General features: G+C 63.8%; 13 protein-coding genes. 6 read left to right on the top strand and 7 right to left on the bottom strand.

What is annotated here, in order from left to right; genetic code table 11:
• Nucleotides 1-11: 11 nt before the first annotated feature.
• From AB4Y44_RS02315 to AB4Y44_RS02305, 3 genes are read right to left on the bottom strand one after another with little or no spacing between them, the layout of a single operon-like run.
• Nucleotides 12-1,487, bottom strand: coding sequence for an efflux transporter outer membrane subunit (locus AB4Y44_RS02315; RefSeq protein WP_368698594.1), 1,476 nt, complete (start codon nt 1,485-1,487; stop codon nt 12-14).
• A complete protein-coding gene (locus tag AB4Y44_RS02310) occupies nt 1,480-4,668 on the bottom strand; it encodes a multidrug efflux RND transporter permease subunit (RefSeq protein WP_368698593.1) in 3,189 nt (1,062 codons plus the stop codon). The genes AB4Y44_RS02315 and AB4Y44_RS02310 overlap by 8 nt, the downstream gene beginning before the upstream one ends.
• 12 nt (nt 4,669-4,680) lie before the next feature.
• On the bottom strand, nt 4,681-5,799 hold the full coding sequence (locus AB4Y44_RS02305; protein WP_368698592.1) for an efflux RND transporter periplasmic adaptor subunit: 1,119 nt from the start codon (nt 5,797-5,799) through the stop codon (nt 4,681-4,683).
• Nucleotides 5,800-6,297: 498 nt separating this feature from the next.
• Between AB4Y44_RS02305 and AB4Y44_RS02300 the strand changes: the two genes are divergently transcribed.
• Entirely contained in the window at nt 6,298-6,624 is a 327-nt protein-coding gene (locus AB4Y44_RS02300) for an RcnB family protein (RefSeq protein ID WP_342923572.1), read from the top strand.
• An 87-nt stretch (nt 6,625-6,711) separates the two neighbouring features.
• On the opposite strand, the gene AB4Y44_RS02295 is transcribed toward AB4Y44_RS02300, so the two are convergent.
• The gene (locus tag AB4Y44_RS02295; protein ID WP_110383799.1) at nt 6,712-7,092 is read right to left on the bottom strand and encodes an SHOCT domain-containing protein; all 381 of its coding nucleotides are present in this window, start codon (nt 7,090-7,092) and stop codon (nt 6,712-6,714) included.
• 131 nt (nt 7,093-7,223) lie between these two features.
• A complete protein-coding gene (locus AB4Y44_RS02290; protein WP_342923573.1) occupies nt 7,224-7,784 on the bottom strand; it encodes a hypothetical protein in 561 nt (186 codons plus the stop codon).
• Between the two features lie 87 nt (nt 7,785-7,871).
• Here AB4Y44_RS02290 and AB4Y44_RS02285 point away from each other — a divergent pair, with 87 nt between their 5' ends.
• A complete protein-coding gene (locus AB4Y44_RS02285) occupies nt 7,872-9,728 on the top strand; it encodes a beta-galactosidase (protein WP_368698706.1) in 1,857 nt (618 codons plus the stop codon).
• Here the strand turns inward: AB4Y44_RS02285 and AB4Y44_RS02280 are convergent.
• Complete coding sequence (locus tag AB4Y44_RS02280) at nt 9,725-11,647, bottom strand: enterotoxin (protein WP_368698591.1); 1,923 nt, start codon at nt 11,645-11,647, stop codon at nt 9,725-9,727. The two genes, AB4Y44_RS02285 and AB4Y44_RS02280, sit on opposite strands and share 4 nt — an antisense overlap.
• A gap of 296 nt (nt 11,648-11,943) precedes the next feature.
• Between AB4Y44_RS02280 and AB4Y44_RS02275 the strand changes: the two genes are divergently transcribed.
• The 4 genes from AB4Y44_RS02275 (at nt 11,944) to AB4Y44_RS02260 (ending at nt 15,616) form a co-directional block, all read left to right on the top strand.
• Nucleotides 11,944-12,240: a hypothetical protein gene (locus AB4Y44_RS02275; protein ID WP_368698590.1), complete on the top strand. Its 297-nt coding sequence runs from the start codon at nt 11,944-11,946 to the stop codon at nt 12,238-12,240.
• A gap of 356 nt (nt 12,241-12,596) precedes the next feature.
• Nucleotides 12,597-13,373, top strand: a complete 777-nt coding sequence (locus tag AB4Y44_RS02270; protein ID WP_342923577.1) for an ABC transporter substrate-binding protein — start codon at nt 12,597-12,599, stop codon at nt 13,371-13,373.
• 97 nt (nt 13,374-13,470) lie between these two features.
• On the top strand, nt 13,471-14,586 hold the full coding sequence (locus AB4Y44_RS02265; RefSeq protein ID WP_368698589.1) for a succinylglutamate desuccinylase/aspartoacylase family protein: 1,116 nt from the start codon (nt 13,471-13,473) through the stop codon (nt 14,584-14,586).
• A 334-nt stretch (nt 14,587-14,920) separates the two neighbouring features.
• Nucleotides 14,921-15,616, top strand: a complete 696-nt coding sequence (locus tag AB4Y44_RS02260; RefSeq protein WP_368698588.1) for a phosphatase PAP2 family protein — start codon at nt 14,921-14,923, stop codon at nt 15,614-15,616.
• Between the two features lie 43 nt (nt 15,617-15,659).
• On the opposite strand, the gene AB4Y44_RS02255 is transcribed toward AB4Y44_RS02260, so the two are convergent.
• Nucleotides 15,660-17,102: an aldehyde dehydrogenase family protein gene (locus AB4Y44_RS02255; protein ID WP_368698587.1), complete on the bottom strand. Its 1,443-nt coding sequence runs from the start codon at nt 17,100-17,102 to the stop codon at nt 15,660-15,662.
• Nucleotides 17,103-17,104: the final 2 nt, after the last annotated feature.

The following is a 17,104-nucleotide window of genomic DNA, read 5'->3' as shown; positions in this document are numbered from 1 at the left end:
CGGCTACGCGGCTACGGGTTGGCGACGCTGTTGGAAGCGGTGTCCGCGTGATCGGGCCGGGGCGCGTCCTGCCCGCCTCCCAGCGCCACATAGAGCGACGCGCCGTTTTGCAGCGCCGCCGCGCGTAGCTGGATCAGTTGCTGTTGCGCCGCGAACAGGCTGCGCTTCGCATCGACCACTTCCAGGTAGATGGAAATGCCGTTGTCGTAGCGCAGTTCCGCGGCCTCGGCGAGGCGCGACTCGGAGGCCACCGCGCGCTCCTGTGCCGCGATTTGCTCCTGCAGACGCTGGCGCGCGATCAGCGCGTCGGAGACTTCGCGAAACGCCACCTGAACGGCCTTCTGGTAGTTCGCCACGAGTTCGGTCTGACGCGCTTCGGAGAGACGCACTTGCGCGCTGCGGCGCCCCGCGTCGAAGATCGGCAGCGTGACGAACCCGGAGATGAGCCACGCCTGCTTGCCGGGCACGAACAGGTCGCTCAGTTCTGGAGACACATAGCCGAAATTGCCCGTGAGCGAAACACGCGGGAAATAGTCCGCACGCGCGGCGCCGATATCGGCGTCGGCCGCTCGCAGCGACTGCTCGGCTGCGCGAATATCGGGGCGCAGCGCGAGCAGCGAGGAAGGCAGGCCCGCGTCGAGCGTGCCGAACTGGTCGGCGTCGGCCAGCGCATGGCGCTGCGTCATGTCAGCGGCATCCGGCAGCGGTCCGCCGATCAGGACAGCCAACTGATCGCGCTGCTGGCCCGTCGTTCTTTGCAGCTCGGCAAGCTGCGTCTGCGCCTGGGTGACGAGAATGCGCGCCTGCTCGTAGTCCACGAGCGAGGTCGCCCCCGCTTCGAGACGCAGCCGCGCGACTTCCAGCGCATACTGGCGCGTTTCCAGCGTGTGCTGCGCGAGGTCGATGCCCTCGTTGCCCGAGAGGATCGCATAGTAGGTCGCCGCCACATTGCTGATGAGCGAGAGACGAAAGGCTTCGTTGGCCTCCATCGTCGCCAGATAATTGCGCCGCGCCGACTCGCTCTGGTTGGCCACGCGCCCCCAGAAGTCGAGTTCGAACGACGTGACGGCCACCTGCACGCTGTACTGGTTGAAGTGAATCGACGTGTTGTTGTTGGGCAGTTCGGGCTCGATGGAGTTGAGCGGCGTTTTGGTGCGGGTAGCGTCGGCGCCCGCGGCCACTTGCGGAAACTGCGCGGAGCGCTGCACGCGGTAAAGCGCCTGAGCCTGCTCGATGCGCGCAACCGATGCCGCCAGATCGCGGTTATGCGCCAGCGCCATGGCAATCAACTGCTTGAGCGCCGGGTCGCGAAAGAAAGTCTCCCAACTGAGCTCCGAAGCGAGACGCTCGCCGCCCGGCGCGGCGATGTCCGCACTCTCGTAGCTTTGCGCAATCGGCAACTCCGGCTGCTGGTAACGTGGCGCGAAGTTGCACGACGCGAGCGTCAGGCATGCCGTGATCGCCGTCCACCTGGCAGGCTTACGCATCGTGCGCTCCCGCGGGCCGCGCATCTTCTTCGTCATCGTCGCGCATGCGTTTGCGGCCCAACCATCGGCGCGCCACCACGTAGAACACGGGCGTAAAGAAGATGCCGAAGAACGTGGCCGTGAGCATACTGCCCATGATGCCCGTGCCCACCGCCTGCCTGCCCGCCGCGCCCGCGCCCGTGGCGAGCACGAGCGGCAGCATGCCGAGCACGAAGGTCACGCTCGTCATCAGGATCGGCCGCAGGCGCTGGCGCGCACCGTTCACGGCCGCGCTCACGGTATCGCTGCCCGCGGCCTCCTCCTTGATCGCGAACTCCACGATCAGAATGGCGTTTTTTGCCGCGAGGCCGATGATGGTCACGAGGCCGATATTGAAGTAGATGTCGGCGGAAAAACGCCGCGCCATGGTGAAGAGCACCGCGCCCAGCACGCCCAGCGGAATGATGAGCAGGACGGCAATGGGGATCGCCCAGCTCTCGTAGAGCGCGGCGAGCAGGAGAAACACCACGACGAGCGAGAGCAGCAGCAGCGCACCGATCTGCCCGGCCGCCTGCTGTTCCTCGAACGCCGTGCCGGTCCATTCGTAGGTCAGGCTGCCGGTAAGAACGTGGTCAGCAATGCGCTCCATCTCCGCGAGCGCCGCGCCGCTCGAACGGCCCGGCGCCGCCTGCCCCGAGATCGTGGCCGAGGGAAAGCCGTTGTAGCGTTCGACCTGCTGCGGCCCCGCGCTCCAGTGCACGCTCGTGAATGCCGAGAACGGCACCATCTCGCCCACGTCGTTGCGCAACCGCAGCGCGCCGACATCCTCGGGCCGCATGCGCTGGTCGGCGTCGGCTTGCATGAGCACGCGCAGCACGTTCCCCTCGTAGACGAAATCGTTCACGTAGTTCGAGCCGAATGCGAGCGCGAGCGCGCTGTTCACCTGGCCGATCTGCAGCCCCAGCGCGCGCGCCTTCACACGGTCGATATCGACATAGAGCTGCGGCGCGGGCGGCAAACCGTCGGGACGCACGCCCACCAGCAAGGGGCTGCGCGCAGCTTCCGCCAGCATGCGCGCGCTCGCCTGCTGCAGCGCCGCGCCGCCCACGCCGCTGCGGTCGAGTATCTTCATCGTGAAACCGCTCGCATTACCGAGCGCGGGAATGGCCGGCGGATCGAGCGCGAAGACGAGCGCTTGCGGAATATTGCGGAACGCCGCGTTCGCGCGCGCCACCAGCGCCCCCGCCGAATTGGCCGCGCCCGGCCGCTCCGACCACGGCTTCAGGTCGACGAACGACATCGCCGCCGACTGGCCCTGGCCAAAGAAGCTGAATCCCGTGACGGAGGCGATATTGCGCACCTGCGGCTGCTGCCTGAGAAAGGCCTCGACCTGATCGACGACCTGTTGCGTGCGCTGCGCCGTCGCGCCGGGCGCCGCCGTATACGCGACGAAAATGTGCCCCTGGTCCTCGCCCGGAATGAAGCCGCGCGGCAACTGGGTGAAGAGGAACCCGGTCGTCGCGCACACCACGACGAATACGAGGAGCCAGCGCACCGGGTTGCGCAGCATCGCCTGCACGGCCAGCACGTAGCGCTCGGTGGCGGTTTCCATGCCGCGGTTGAATCCATCGAACACGCGCCGCTGCATGCGGGCCGGCCAGTGCGTGGCGGCGGGCTTGCCGGTGCCGTCGCCGGTCGTCGTCCTGCTGCCCAGCAGCGTTGCCGACATGGCCACGCCCAGCGTCAGCGCGAGCAGGGTCGAGAGAAAGATCGAGACGGTGAGCGTGACCGAAAACTGGCGATAAATCGCGCCCGTCGAGCCCGGAAAGAACGCCATGGGGACGAACACCGCAATGAGCACGAGTGTGCTCGCAATGGCGGCGCCCGCAATCTGACCAACGGCCTTGACGGTCGCCCGCCGCGAACCGAGTCCCTCTTCCTGGATCACGCGCTCGACGCTTTCCACCACCACGATCGCGTCGTCGTTGAGAATGCCGATCGCCACGACCATGGCGAACAGCGAAAGCAGATTGATGGAGAGTCCGAACAAAAAAATGCCGACGCACGTGCCGATCAGCGCGATCGGGACGACCAGCGTGGGAATGAGCGTCGCGCGCCATTTCTGCAGGAAGAGGAACACGATGACCGTCACGAGCAGCAGCGCCTCGACCATGGTGCGCAGTACGCCGCTCAGCGAAGTCGTGATGAACGGCGTCGTATCGAACGGCACGACCCATGCCACGCCCTTTGGGAAGGTCGGCTGCAATTGCGTGAGACGCTGGCGCACCCCGCGCGCCACGGCCAGCGCATTCGCGCCGCTCGCGAGCTGAATGGCGATCCCGGCGGACTCCCTGCCGTTCACGCGAAAGCGAAAGCCATAGCTGTCGTTGCCCAGCTCCACGCGTGCGACGTCGCCTACTCGCACCGTCGAGCCATCCGGGTTCGAGCGCACGATGACCTCGCGGAACTGCTCGGGCGTCGAAAAGCGGCCGCGCATGACGATCTGCGCATTGAGTTCGGCACCCGGCGCAATGGGCTGGTCGCCGAGGCTGCCGCCCGCAGTCTGGCTGTTCTGCTCCTGGATGGCCGTCATCACTTCGTTGGCCGAAATACCGAAGCTGCTGAGTTTTTCCGGATCGATCCAGATCCGCATGGCATACGACGAACCGAACAGCTGCGCGTCGCCGACGCCGGGAATGCGGCGCAATTCGTTGACGATGTTATTGGCGGCAAAGTTGCCCAGTTCGACGGCCGGGATCGACCCATCGGCGGACTGCAGCGCAACAAGCATCAAAAAGCCCGACGACGCCTTCGTGACGCTCACGCCCACCTGCCTCACCTCCAGCGGCAGCCGCGGCTCCACGCGGCTCAGGCGGTCCTGAACTTGTGAGAGCGCCACGTCGAGATTCGTGCCGGGCCTGAGCGTGACGGTGATCTGCGCCGTGCCGTTCGAGCGGCTCTGCGACGACATGTAGAGGAAATTGTCGACGCCGTTCATCTCGTCTTCGATGATCGACGTGACCGTGCGGTCGAGCGTGTTCGCATCGGCGCCGCTGTAGACCGCCGATATCGTGAGCGAGGGCGGCGCGACGTCGGGGTACTGTTCGATTGGCAGCAGCATGAGCGCGAGGGCGCCGAAGAGCGTGACGAACAGCGCAACGACCCACGCGAAGACCGGCCGGTAGACGAAGAATCGGTTCATGAGGCGCGCCGCTCAGGAGTGGGCCGGCGCGGCGAAGGGATGGGCGTCCACGCGCTGCCTCGGCTGCACCCTTTGCCAGCCGTCGACGATGACGCGCTCACCCGGCTCCAGCCCATCCTTCACGACCCATTGTCCCGCTTCCTGCGGGCCGAGCACGACATTGCGGCGCACGACGGTGCCGTCGTCGGCAACGAGCGAGAGGTTCGCCCCGTTGCTGTCGAACTGCACGGCGCGCGCGGGGACGACGAGGCCGTTCGGTATCGTGCCGATCACGACGCGCCCGCGCACGAACTGCCCCGGCAACAAGATGCGCGATGCATTGTTGAAGCGCGCGCGCAGCACCTGCGTTCCGGTGGAAGGATCGACGACGAGGTCGGTGAAGTCGAGCACGCCCGGCTCGCCATAGTCGTCGCCGTTCGCGAGCGTGAGCCAGACTTGTGCGCGGTCCGCGGCTGGTGCAGCAAGCGTGCCTGAGGCGATCTGTTTGCGTACTTCCAGCAACGAAATATTCGATTGGGTAAAAACGGCGTTCACAGGCGTTAGCTGGTTGACCTGCGTGAGCAAGGTCGCGCCCGCCGCACTGACCAGCGCGCCTTCGGTAACGAGCGCGCGCCCCACACGGCCCGCGATCGGCGCGCGCACCGTGCATCGATCGAGCCGAAGCTGTGCGAGCGTCACCGCGGCGCGTGCGTCCGCAACGTTCGCGTCGGCCTGCTGCAGTGCGGCCGTCGCGGCCTCGAACTCCTGGGCGCTCACGACCTGGCGCGCCACCAGCGGCTTGAAGCGCGCCACCTCCGAGGCTGCATTGCCCTGCACGGCGCGGGCCCGGTTGAGCGCCGCCTGGGCCTGCTGCAATGCGGCCTCGTAGTCGCGCGAATCGATCAGAAAGAGCGGCGCGCCGGCGCGCACGTCGGTGCCCTCCTCGAAGAGCCGCCGCTCGACGATCCCGTCCACGCGGGCGCGCACCTCCGCCGAGCGGATCGCTTCGATACGCCCCGGCAGTTCGATCTCGCGGGGAATCGATTGCGCCGCAACCGTTACGACCAGCACGCTCGGCGGCGGTGGCGCCGCGCCGCTCTGGGCTTGCCGGTCGCGGCATCCGTTGCCCGCCAGCAGCAACATTGCCGCCATGGCGATCAGCCACGGTCTACAGCGTCTGGGTTCGCAGTTTGGCACGCGAGGCTCCACCGAAAAATAGAGACGGTACGCGCGTTCCCCGAACGGCTCATTGCGCAGTACTCGACCGGATCATTGCGATGTTCACTCAAACTGCGAATTACAGCCCCCGATGTGCGCAGTCCGCGAGCCGCAGCAGCGCGCGAAATGCGCATAACGTTTCGATCGTTATCTAACAAGCAGCGCTTTCATGCATTCACGGGAATTACGCAAAAGCGCCACAAAATCAACCATTCGTAAATTACTTGAAGTCGGAATTCCGTTTACTACTATGGATAGACGCTTCACACCCTTATTCACACCGCTAGATTCGTTCGTTTTCCAGCCTTTGCCCATACGCTTTTAAGGGCACGTTCGCACAACTGGATATCACGGCTTTCGGGATGTTCTATAACCGAAGAAGCCATAGGTCATGGCGACGTCAATCATCTTCTTGCCTCCGGAGATCGAATCATGAAAAGCCAACTCGTCCTCTCAGTCATCGCTGCGCTCCTCGTCGGTGTCTCCTCTTCAGCAATTGCGCAAGGCACATCCGGTGGAGATCAAAGCCAGGGGACAGGTCGCCAGCAGGTCATGCCGACCATGCCGCATCGCGACTGGCACGAGGGCCAACAGGTTCCCTCGAAGTATCGGCACTACAACTATCAGATGCAGGACTGGAAGTCGCATAACCTGGACGCACCGAAGCGCGGCCAGCAATGGCTTGGCGTGAATGGCGACTACGTGCTGGTGACGAGAAGCAACTGGAGGATCTCGAAGATCGTACCGGGTACTGAATGACCGGATGACGCGGCGGGCTACGTTGCCGTAGCCCGCGCAATTACTGCATGATTCAGGCATGGACGCTCGCCATGCCTGCCGCCCTTCTCACTCGACGAGCCGCGCGCGCAGGCGCTTGTATTCGTCGTCGGTAATCGAGCCTGTCGTTTTCAGCTTGTCGAGCTTTTCGATTTCGTCCGCCACACTGTAGCCCACAATGTGGCGCAGTTCTTCGCGCGCCTTCTGCGCCCGCTCCTGGTTGCGATGCGCCATGTCTCTGCCCTGCGTGAGGACATAGGCAAATATACCGATATAGGGCAGAACAATCAGAAAGATTACCCAGACGATCTTCAGGAAGCCCGATATGTCGGTTCGACGGAACAGGTCGCTCGTGATCGTGATGAACAGCCAGAACCACAGAATGAACATGAATATCGAAAACGCATCGATAATAAAGTTCGAAAACGTAAAGCCATTTGCGAAGATCATGAATCGCCTCCGTCGGTTTTGCGTGTGTAAAACGGCAACCGCACACTGATACGGGCATCGATGGCGACACCGTGTGCGCGCGAAACGTGATGCACGGCCGCGACGCGGCCGCCGACTGCACTTTCGTCAGGTCAGATCAGCTCGCGCCTGCGCTCCCGGCCGCCAAACGGCACCACGGCCATGGAAATGAGATCGAGCCCGAGGAACAATCCGAGCAAGGGTAACGGCACGCTCGGGAAATTGGCGGCGAGAAAAATGGCGAGCAGGAAAGACAGCGCCGCGCTGACAATGCCGATATTGTTGATGTTCACGTCCTGCCCGACCGACGCAATGATCTTGAAGAAGCCGTCGAGTACGAAGAAGATCATGAGCATCACGGTAAGCCCGCGCGCCCGTGCGCTGTCATTGACCAGAATGAGAATGCCGATGAGTATCGGCACGATGACTGGCGGAATGCGCCGGATAGCGAGTTTCCAGTCTTTCGTCGTGAAGAGATTCAAGGCATGCACGAAGCCGCAGAACAGCAGCATCCTTGCGATGAAAAGCGTTCCAATCAGGGACCTTGTCGAGAGCGACAAGACGATGCAGAAAATTCCCGCCGCGACGAGAAGCGTTGAACTGGCAATCGGAAAAATAGCACGCTTTTTCATATTCGAATGTAACTGCGTCAATACGGTTACATAGCTCGGCATATCTGACTTGCGCGTATTCTCGCCGAATTATAGGCTTAAGCGAAATTAAGCGTTCTACGATCAGCCGTGGAAGTATAGTGCGTGAGTGTGCAAATACAAGGGCGCGATTGCACCGCGAGCACCGTGAACCTCGAACGCAGCCACACCTTCTCGTTCAGCCCCGACGGCGAGCGCTTCCTGCTCGACGGCAAGCCCGTGCAGATTCGCAGCGGCGAGATGCATCCCGCGCGCATACCACGCGAGTACTGGCTGCATCGCATTCGCATGGCCAAGGCGATGGGCATGAACTGCATCGCGTTGTACATCATGTGGAACTACCACGAGCCGCGCCCGGGCGTGTTCGACTTCGTAAACGGCAACCGCGATATCGAAGCCTTCATCCGCCTGTGCCAGCAAGAAGCGTTGTGGGTGTTGTTGCGCCCGGGCCCCTACGTTTGCGCCGAATGGGACCTGGGAGGCCTCCCAGCTTACCTGCTGGGCGAACCGGACGTCCAGCTGCGCACCGACTCCGCCACCGATGCCCGTTACATGGCCGCAGTTACACGCTATATCGGCGAACTGGCTCCCCGCATCAAGCCGTTGATGATCGATGCCGGCGGCCCGATCCTGATGATCCAGATAGAGAATGAATTCGGCTCGTACGCTAGCAATCCCGCTTACCTCGAAGAACTGAGGCAGCTTTGGCTGCGGGGCGGCATAGCGGGACCCTTCTACACCGAGGACGGTCTCGCGCAACTCGAGCGCAATCGCACGACGGTGACGGGTGGCGCCATCGCGTTGAGCAACGGCAACGCGGCGCAAATCGCCACGGTGCGGCGCGCGTTTCCTGCCGTGCCCGCGATGGCGGGCGAGGTCTACCCGGGCTGGCTGACGCATTGGGGCGAGCCGGAATTCGCGGGACTCCATTACGATCTTTCCGCCATCTTGACGGCTTTCATGCAGTCGCAATTGTCGTTCAACCTCTATGTCATTCACGGCGGCACGAGCTTTGGCTTTTATGCCGGCGCGAATGTCGATGAGTCGGGCAATTATCAACCCGATATCACGAGCTACGACTATGGCGCGCCAATTAACGAGCAAGGGGCCGCCACCGCGAAATACCTGAAGTATCGCGACATCATCGCCCGTTATCTGGCCGAGCCGTTGCCGGAGATTCCGGACGCGATACCCACGGTCGCGGGCCACAGCGTGACGCCCGCCCTCTTCGCCTCGATCTGGGACAACCTGCCCGCGCCTCTGCCGCGCGAGTCGAGCGTCGATCCGCAGCCGTTCGAGCACTACGGTCAGACGTCCGGCCTCATGTTGTATCGCAGACAGTTGCGGGCGCAACCTGTTCGTGCGCTGGATATCAGCGACGTTCATGACTATGCGGCGGTTTTTGTCGACGAGCGCTACGCGGGAGGCGTCTCGCGCGCGCGTATTCCGCACGGCTATGCACAGCGGTTACACGTGACACATCGCGCGCCGCTCGCATTGCCCGCCACAGTGACCGGTGCGCTGGAAATCCTGGTAGAGGCCATGGGGCGCGTCAACTTCGGGCCTGCGATCGTCGACCGCAAAGGACTACTCGCGCCCGTGAAGATGCAATACGCCGACGGGTCCGTTTCCTCTATCGTGGCATGGGAAGTCTTTTTGCTGCCGATGGATGAGGCGTACATCGCCGGGTTAGAGGCACGCTGCACGAATCCGCTGAAACCCGGGCTCTTTTTCAAGGCACGCCTGGTTCTGGATGAAATCGGCGACACCTGGCTCGATATGAGCCAATGGACCAAGGGCGTGGTCTGGGTCAATGGGCACAATCTCGGGCGCTACTGGCGTATCGGCCCGCAACAGCGCTTGTATTGCCCCGCGCCGTGGCTCACGCAAGGCGAGAACGAGGTACTGATCTTCGACCTGCACCAGATCGAAACGAAGCCTGTGCAACTGGTGAATTCGCTGTATTAGTCGCCACCGGCCGGCAGCAGCTCCAGCGTGAGCACTTCGAACGGTGCGAGCTGGATATCGCACGGCACGTCCGCGTCCAGGATTGCGGGCATGCCGATCGTGCCTGCCTGCCAGAGACTCCGCGCATGGAACCGTGCCGCCGCCTCGGCCGGCAATTCCAGTTGATGGCGCAGCGCCAGGCCAAAACGCTGCGCCTGCTCGTGCGGATTGCGCAGCGTCACGATGGCCTTGTGCGGCGCCCATGCAGCCCAGCCGTAGATGGCCGCTTCGTCGGGCGCGCCGCCGATCCAGTGGCTGTCGCACAAGACGTCGCCGTTCGCGCGCGCCCATCGGGCCGCTTGCGCGAGCACGTTCCAGTCGTCCTCGCCCAGCAGCGATGGCGTGATGTAGAGCTCCTGCAATTGCGTACCGCTCGCGAAGAAGGACCGCACCTCGTGCGCGAATGCATCGCCTGCCGGCGCATTCAGGCGTGGATTGCACTGTGCAACGACAATGCCGTGCAGCATCAGGGAATTGAGCGGAAAGAGCGGGCTGCGCAGCACGACGTTGCGGTACGTCTGCGCGTCGCGATACGTGATCCAGCGCTCGCGGCTCGTGCCGCTGCCCGCCTCACCGTCGTCGCTGCCGCCGCGCCAGATCGCGTCGACGTAGCGCAGCCAGAACGGCGAGGGCTGCGTGCCCGTCGAGAGATTGATGAAGATTTCCGGTTTCGCCGCGCGAATGTCGCCGATGAGCTGGATCGCCGCGTCCCAGTCGCTATCGAAAAGGCTGCCGGGAAAAACACGATCCGCGTTGCCGGTGCCGTCGAACTTGAACTGGTTCACGCCGTCTCTCGCGAGCAGGCTCATCACGACTTCGTGAAAACGCTCGTAATAGCGCGGCCCCGATAACGCGAAGCCATTGTCGATGACTTCATAGCCCGCGGCGCGGCCATGCGCGACGCGCTCGTCCTTCGGCGCGCAATAGCCGCCCCAGGGAGACAGCCAGACGCCGGGCGCACCGCCATAGCTCGCCGCCGCCTCGCGCAGCGGCACGAAGCCATGCGGAAACGCCGGGCTGAAATGCCAGCCGCCACCAAGGTCGTCCCAGCCATCGTCGAACAGAAACGAATCGATCTGCACGCCGCGCGCGGTATGCAATGCGCGGCCGATGGTTTCGATGCGCTCCAGCGCCTGGTCCTGCGTATAAGGCGTGAGGTAGCCGATATCCCACCAGCTGTTGTAGTGCAGAAACGGACGATATGGGCGGGCGCGCACCTGCTCGAGACAGGTGGCGAAATCGCGTCGCAACTGACCGTCGCGAGCCACGCCCGCCACGGCGGAGAAAGTCAGCGTTCGGTTCTTTTGCAGCGGCAACGTGCGTTGCAGCGTAAAACCGATGCTATCTGCTTCCACGTGGCTGGTTGCAAGCGGCAACTCGAAGCCCAGGTAGAAGTTGCCCGCGATGACCGGCGTGCCCTTGCATTCGCAGCCGCTCTGCGCGCCGGCAGCGCGCGCCTGCAGCAATGAAACGACGGCAATGGCTTCATCCTGGCGCAGGGCCGTCACGTTCATCAGCATGCGCAGATATCGCGCGCCGTCGCGCTGCTCGACGCTCCATTGAATCGCGAGGCGGTCCTGACCGTCGCCCAGCGTGATGCTCACGCGCCGGCCCGCGACGCGTTCGGCCAGGCGCGATGCGTGGGGGTTGGCCGCGAGCGCCTCTTGCCGTACCGGTGCGAGCACCCGCAATGCGGCCAGACCGAGTGTGGTGCCATCCGCGAATGTCAGCGCGAACGGCGCGACGATTGGCAGCTCGCATGCCCCGGCGCAATCGACCAGCGAGAAGCGGGTGAGGTGTTCATCTTCGAGCGCCCAGCGCAATGCAACGGCATGGTTCCCGAACGAGCAGACATCGCCCTGTGTCCGGAATGCGGGCATGCAGGCTTGCGTAGAAGTTCGATCGTCGGTACGCATGGGCAACCTGTCTCGGGCGCGAGCAGCCTCTATAGGGTAATGGCAATGGCGCAAACGTGTAATGACCCCAAAGCGGCGCACCCACGTGAACGGCCATTCAGCGCCGTGCGTTTAGCTTATGGGAACCTTAAGGCCGCCTTTTTTCGCGCGGCTTTACCAGCGGTTACACGATTGACAAATCTGCGCATCCCGTTCGCAAGCTCAGCGACTAGAATCCGCTTCCATCGCAACCGCGTCCGTTGACTGGAATTGAGATCATCATGAATCGCCTGACGTTTTATCTCCTCGCAGGACTCGCAGGGACGTGTGTCAGCACAGCGGCATCCGCCCATGCCGATATCGGTGTCTATCTCGGCGTTCCCGGTCCGGTCTATGCCGCGCCCGAGCCGGTGTACGAGGCACCGCCGCCCGTCGTTTATGCAGCACCGCCCGTTGCGGTCTACGAACCGGCTCCCGCCTACGGCTACTACCGCTACGACCACGACGACGAACACCACTGGCACGACCACGGCCGTCATCGCGGCTGGGAACATCACCACGGCGACGACGACGATTGACCGGCGCGCCCGCCACCCTGATCGTTGCGCGCGCAACTTCATGCGCGCGCCTGCCGCTCCCTGCATGGGCAAGTCCCGCGCTCCCTCACCTCCTGTTCGGCCAGATTAGCCCGCCCACAGTTGTCTAGCCAATAAGCGCTTACAACGCGTGCCCCACCCGCCTCCCGCCCTTCCTTTCCGTGTGCAACGCGCACGTGTCAGCACGTTTACACCCTCCGCCAGCAAAAACCCTAGTTGTCTCAATATATGAGAGCCGTTATCTTGTCTATACAACACGGCTGACGTGACAGCCCGCTGTTGACCATGCCGCCATCCCTCATGGCGGCGTCGAAAGATATACTGGAGACTCCACGTCAATGAAGAAGTTTGCCCTGTGCATCGCGATGCTCGCCGTCGCCACCTCCGTCTGTGCGAAGGACTGGACCACGGTCCGCTTCGGCGTGGACGCCAGTTATCCCCCGTTCGAATCGAAGAGCACGGATGGCAAGCTGGTCGGCTTCGACATCGACGTCGGCAACGAAATCTGCAAGCGCATCAACGCGAAGTGCGTCTGGGTGGAAAGCGAATTCGACGGCATGATTCCGGCGCTCAAGGCGAAGAAGTTCGACGCCGTGCTCTCCTCGATGTCGATGACGCCGCAGCGCGAAGCGCAAATCGCGTTCTCGTCGAAGGTATTCCACACGCCTAGCCGCCTCGTCGCGAAGAAGGGCTCGAGCCTCCAGCCCACTGCCGATTCACTGAAGGGCAAGACGGTCGGCGTCGAGCAGGGAACGACCCAGGAAGCCTATGCAAAAGCCAATTGGGCACCGAACGGTGTGAAGATCGTGCCTTACCAGGATCAGGACCAGGTCTATGCGGACCTGCTCTCGGGCCGCCTCGACGCCGCGCTGCAAGACGCCGTGCAGGCCGACCTGAGCTTCCTGAAGACCCCGCGCGGCGCAGGCTTCGCGTTCACGAACGGCGAACTCAGCGATCCCGGTGGCATCCTCGGCAACGGCGCCGCCATCGGCTTGCGCAAGGACGACGCCGACCTGAAGGTGAAGATCGACAAGGCGCTCGCCGACATGCTCAAGGACGGCACGTACAAGAAGATCGAATCGCGCTACTTCGCATTCGACGTGTACGGTTCCTGAGCCTGACCGGAGCACACGATTAGCGACGAAGGCGCGGGACACTCCCGCGCCTTTTGCCCTTTCCGCCGCCTGCAACTCTCCCCGCCCTCTCGCCATCATGCAGATTCAGACCCATCCGCTCATTTCGCCGGCGCTCGGCACCGCGCGGCACCTCACGAGCTTCCACTACGGCCCCACCGGCGCACAGAAGATCTACATCCAGTCGTCGCTGCACGCCGACGAACTGCCGGGCATGCTGGTCGCCTGGGCGCTGCGCCAACGCCTTGCCGCGCTAGAAGCCGCAGGCAAGCTGCACGGCGAGGTCGTCGTCGTGCCCGTGCCCAATCCCATCGGCCTCAATCAGCGCCTGCTCGGTCAGCTGCTCGGCCGCTTCGAAAGCGGCACCGCGGCCAACTTCAACCGCCACTTCCACGATCTCGCCGAACTCGTGCTCCCGCGCGTCGGCTCTCGCCTGAGCGGCGACGCGCAGCAGAACGTGGCCGTCGTGCGCGCTGCGATGCGCGAGGCGCTCGACGAACAGGCGCCCACCACCGAACTCGGCTCGCAGCGTCTTGCGCTTCAACGCCTGTCGTACGACGCCGATGTCGTGCTCGATCTGCATTGCGACTTCGAAGGCGCGCTGCATCTCTATACGAACCCCGACCTGTGGCCCGATGTCGAGCCGCTCGCGCGCTATCTCGAAGCGAAGGCCTCGCTGTTCGCGCTCAATTCGGACGGCAATCCCTTCGACGAGATCCACAGCTTCTGCTGGTCCGCGCTGCGCGAGCGCTACGGCAAGCGCTTTCCGATTCCCAACGGCGCGGTTTCCGTGACGATCGAGTTGCGCGGCCAGGCAGACGTGAGCTACGACTTCGCCGAACGCGACGCGAACGCCATCATCAATTACCTCACGCATCGCGGTGTGATCGAGGGCACGCCCGCGCCGCTGCCGGCGCTCGAATACCCGGCCACGCCGTTCGCGGGCGCCGAAGCGCTCATCGCGCCGGCCTCCGGCGTGCTCGTGTTCCGCACGCCGGTTGGTGTGAGGGTCGAACCGGGTCAGCCGATTGCCGATGTGGTCGACCCGCTGACCGATCGCGTCGTCACGATCACGAGTTCCGTGACCGGCATGCTGTACGCACGCCAGCGCACGCGCTTCGCCACGGCGGGGATGGAAGTCGCGTGGGTGGCAGGCGCCACGCCCTTGCGCAGCGGCTCGCTGCTGCCCAATTAGGCGATGAAACCGGGCAAATCGCCCGAAATGATGTGGGGTCATGCCCGATAACGGACACGTTGCGCGGCCCAGTTCGTTTGGAAACGAAACGATGTGTGACGGGGCGTAACAGCGGCCCAGCAGGCACACCGCACAGGACGACGCCTGCCGCTGCGGCGCAGTGAGGGCGGGAGCAAGCGCGATTTACACTTGCTTTCGATTCTTTACCTATGCGCACTGAGTTGAAACTTACGATTGTCAGCGCCTGGAACATCGGGCCAAAGGCGGCCGGAGACCTCCGTTTCCGGCCGCCTTTCTCATTCGTAAATAGAACCAGCGGAATGGCCCACAATAAATGAACAGCGTCGATACCGTCATTCTGGGAGCCCTCACCCAAGTCGATCTGCCGCCACTGCTCAATCACGCGATCCGGGTGATGGTGGGACTCTATACGTTCAAGGGTTATTTCCTCATCCCGCTCATCTGGTGGATCTGGTTCCAGCCCAACGAGCGGCGCGCGTGGCGGCGCGAGATGATGATCGCCACGGTGGCCAGCGGCCTGATCGCACTCGCCGTGGGACGCCTCCTCGCGCGTTTTCTGCCGTTCCGGCAACGGCCGCTCTTCAATCCCGATCTGCACCTGCATTTCGCCTCGTCATCGCTGCGGGCGGCCGGGCTCACCGACTTCAGCTCGTTTCCGAGCGATCACGCCATGCTGTGGGTGGCGATTGCGATGGGGATCTTTCTGGTATGGCGTGTGGTCGGCGCGCTGGTGATGTTGTATGTGGTACTGATTATCTGCTTGCCGCGTGCGTATCTGGGCTATCACTACCCCACGGATCTGATCGCGGGCGGCGCAATCGGCGTGGCAATTACCTGGCTGATGACGCGCGATGCCGTCAGGAAGCGGACGGCCGAGCCCGCACTGCGCCTGATGGTGCGCTTTCCCGGGGCGGCTGCCGCATTCACGTTTCTCGTCTGTTTCGAACTGGTCACGCAATTCGACGATCTGCTGCGGCTCGCCCACTCCGTGGTGCACGGGATGATCTGAAAACCGGCGCGGGCGGCGTCTTCGGCACGCCGCCCGCGCGGCTTCACACTGCGCCCGGATTGACGTACGCCGTCTTGACTGTGGTGTAGAACTCGCGGGCATAGCTGCCTTGCTCGCGCGGGCCGTAGCTCGAACCCTTGCGGCCGCCGAACGGAACGTGATAGTCCACGCCCGCCGTTGCGGTGTTCACCATGACCATGCCAGCCTGCACATGGCGGCGGAAATGGTTGGCATGACTGAGCGACGTCGTGCAGATGCCGGCCGACAAGCCGAACTCCGTGTCGTTCGCCACGGCGAGCGCCTCGAGATAGTCCTTCACCTTGATGACCGAGGCGACGGGGCCGAACACTTCTTCGCGGTTGATGCGCATTGGCGCGGTCGTGCCGGTGATCAGCGCGGGGGCAAGGAAATAGCCGCGCGTGGTACCTTCCACGCGCTCGCCGCCGTACACCTCGCCGCCCTCTTCACGTGCGATTGCAATGTAGCGCTCGTCCTGCTGAAGCTGCTTGTCGTCCACCACCGGCCCGATATGCGTGCCGTCCGCCAGCGCGTCGCCCGTCTTCAGCGTTTTCATGCGCGCCTTCATCGCTTCGATGAAGCGGTCGTGAATGCCTTCGGTCACGATGAGGCGGCTCGACGCCGTGCAGCGCTGCCCCGTCGAGAAGAATGCGCCGTTGATGCACGCTTCGACGGCGACGTCGAGATTGGCGTCGTCGAGCACGACCATGGGATTCTTGCCGCCCATTTCCAGCTGGAACTTCTTGCCCGTTGCAAAGCACTTCGCGCCGATCGCGCGGCCCGTCGGAACCGAGCCGGTGAAACTCACGGCATCGACATCGGGCGAGCTGACGATCGCCTCGCCCACCACCGAGCCGCGGCCCATCACGAGGTTGATCACGCCGGCCGGCGCGCCCGCTTCCGCAATGATCTTCACGAGCTCCCAAGTGCTGGCCGGCACGAGGTCGGCGGGCTTGATGACGACCGTATTGCCATAGGCCAGCGCGGGCGCGATCTTCCAGGCGGGAATGGCAATCGGAAAGTTCCATGGCGTAATGAGCCCGATCACGCCGATCGGCTCGCGCGTCACTTCGACGGTCATGCCGGGGCGCACCGAAGGCACGATCTCGCCGCCCAGGCGCAGCGCCTCGCCGGCAAAGTACTTGAAGATCTGCGCGGCGCGGCCCACTTCGCCGATGGCCTCGGGCAGCGTCTTGCCCTCTTCGCGCGCGAGCAGGCGGCCCAGCTCGGCCTTGCGCGCGAGAATCACGCTGCCCACCTGGTCGAGCAGATCGAAGCGTTGCTGCGGCGTGGACAGCGACCACTGCGCAAAGGCCTTGCGCGCGGCGGCGATGGCGTCGCGCGTCTGCGCGTCGTCTGCCTGCGCGAACTCGCCGATCGCGTCGTCGAGATTGGAGGGATTGATGTTGGTGGATGCCGTGGCGCCGCGCACCCACTGGCCGCCGATGTAATTGTCGAACTGGTTCATGT

Source organism: Paraburkholderia sp. BR10937 (genome assembly GCF_040965695.1).
Taxonomy (GTDB): domain Bacteria; phylum Pseudomonadota; class Gammaproteobacteria; order Burkholderiales; family Burkholderiaceae; genus Paraburkholderia.
The sequence above is the reverse complement of the archived record's forward strand: the minus strand, read 5'-3'. Positions and strand labels throughout refer to the sequence as shown.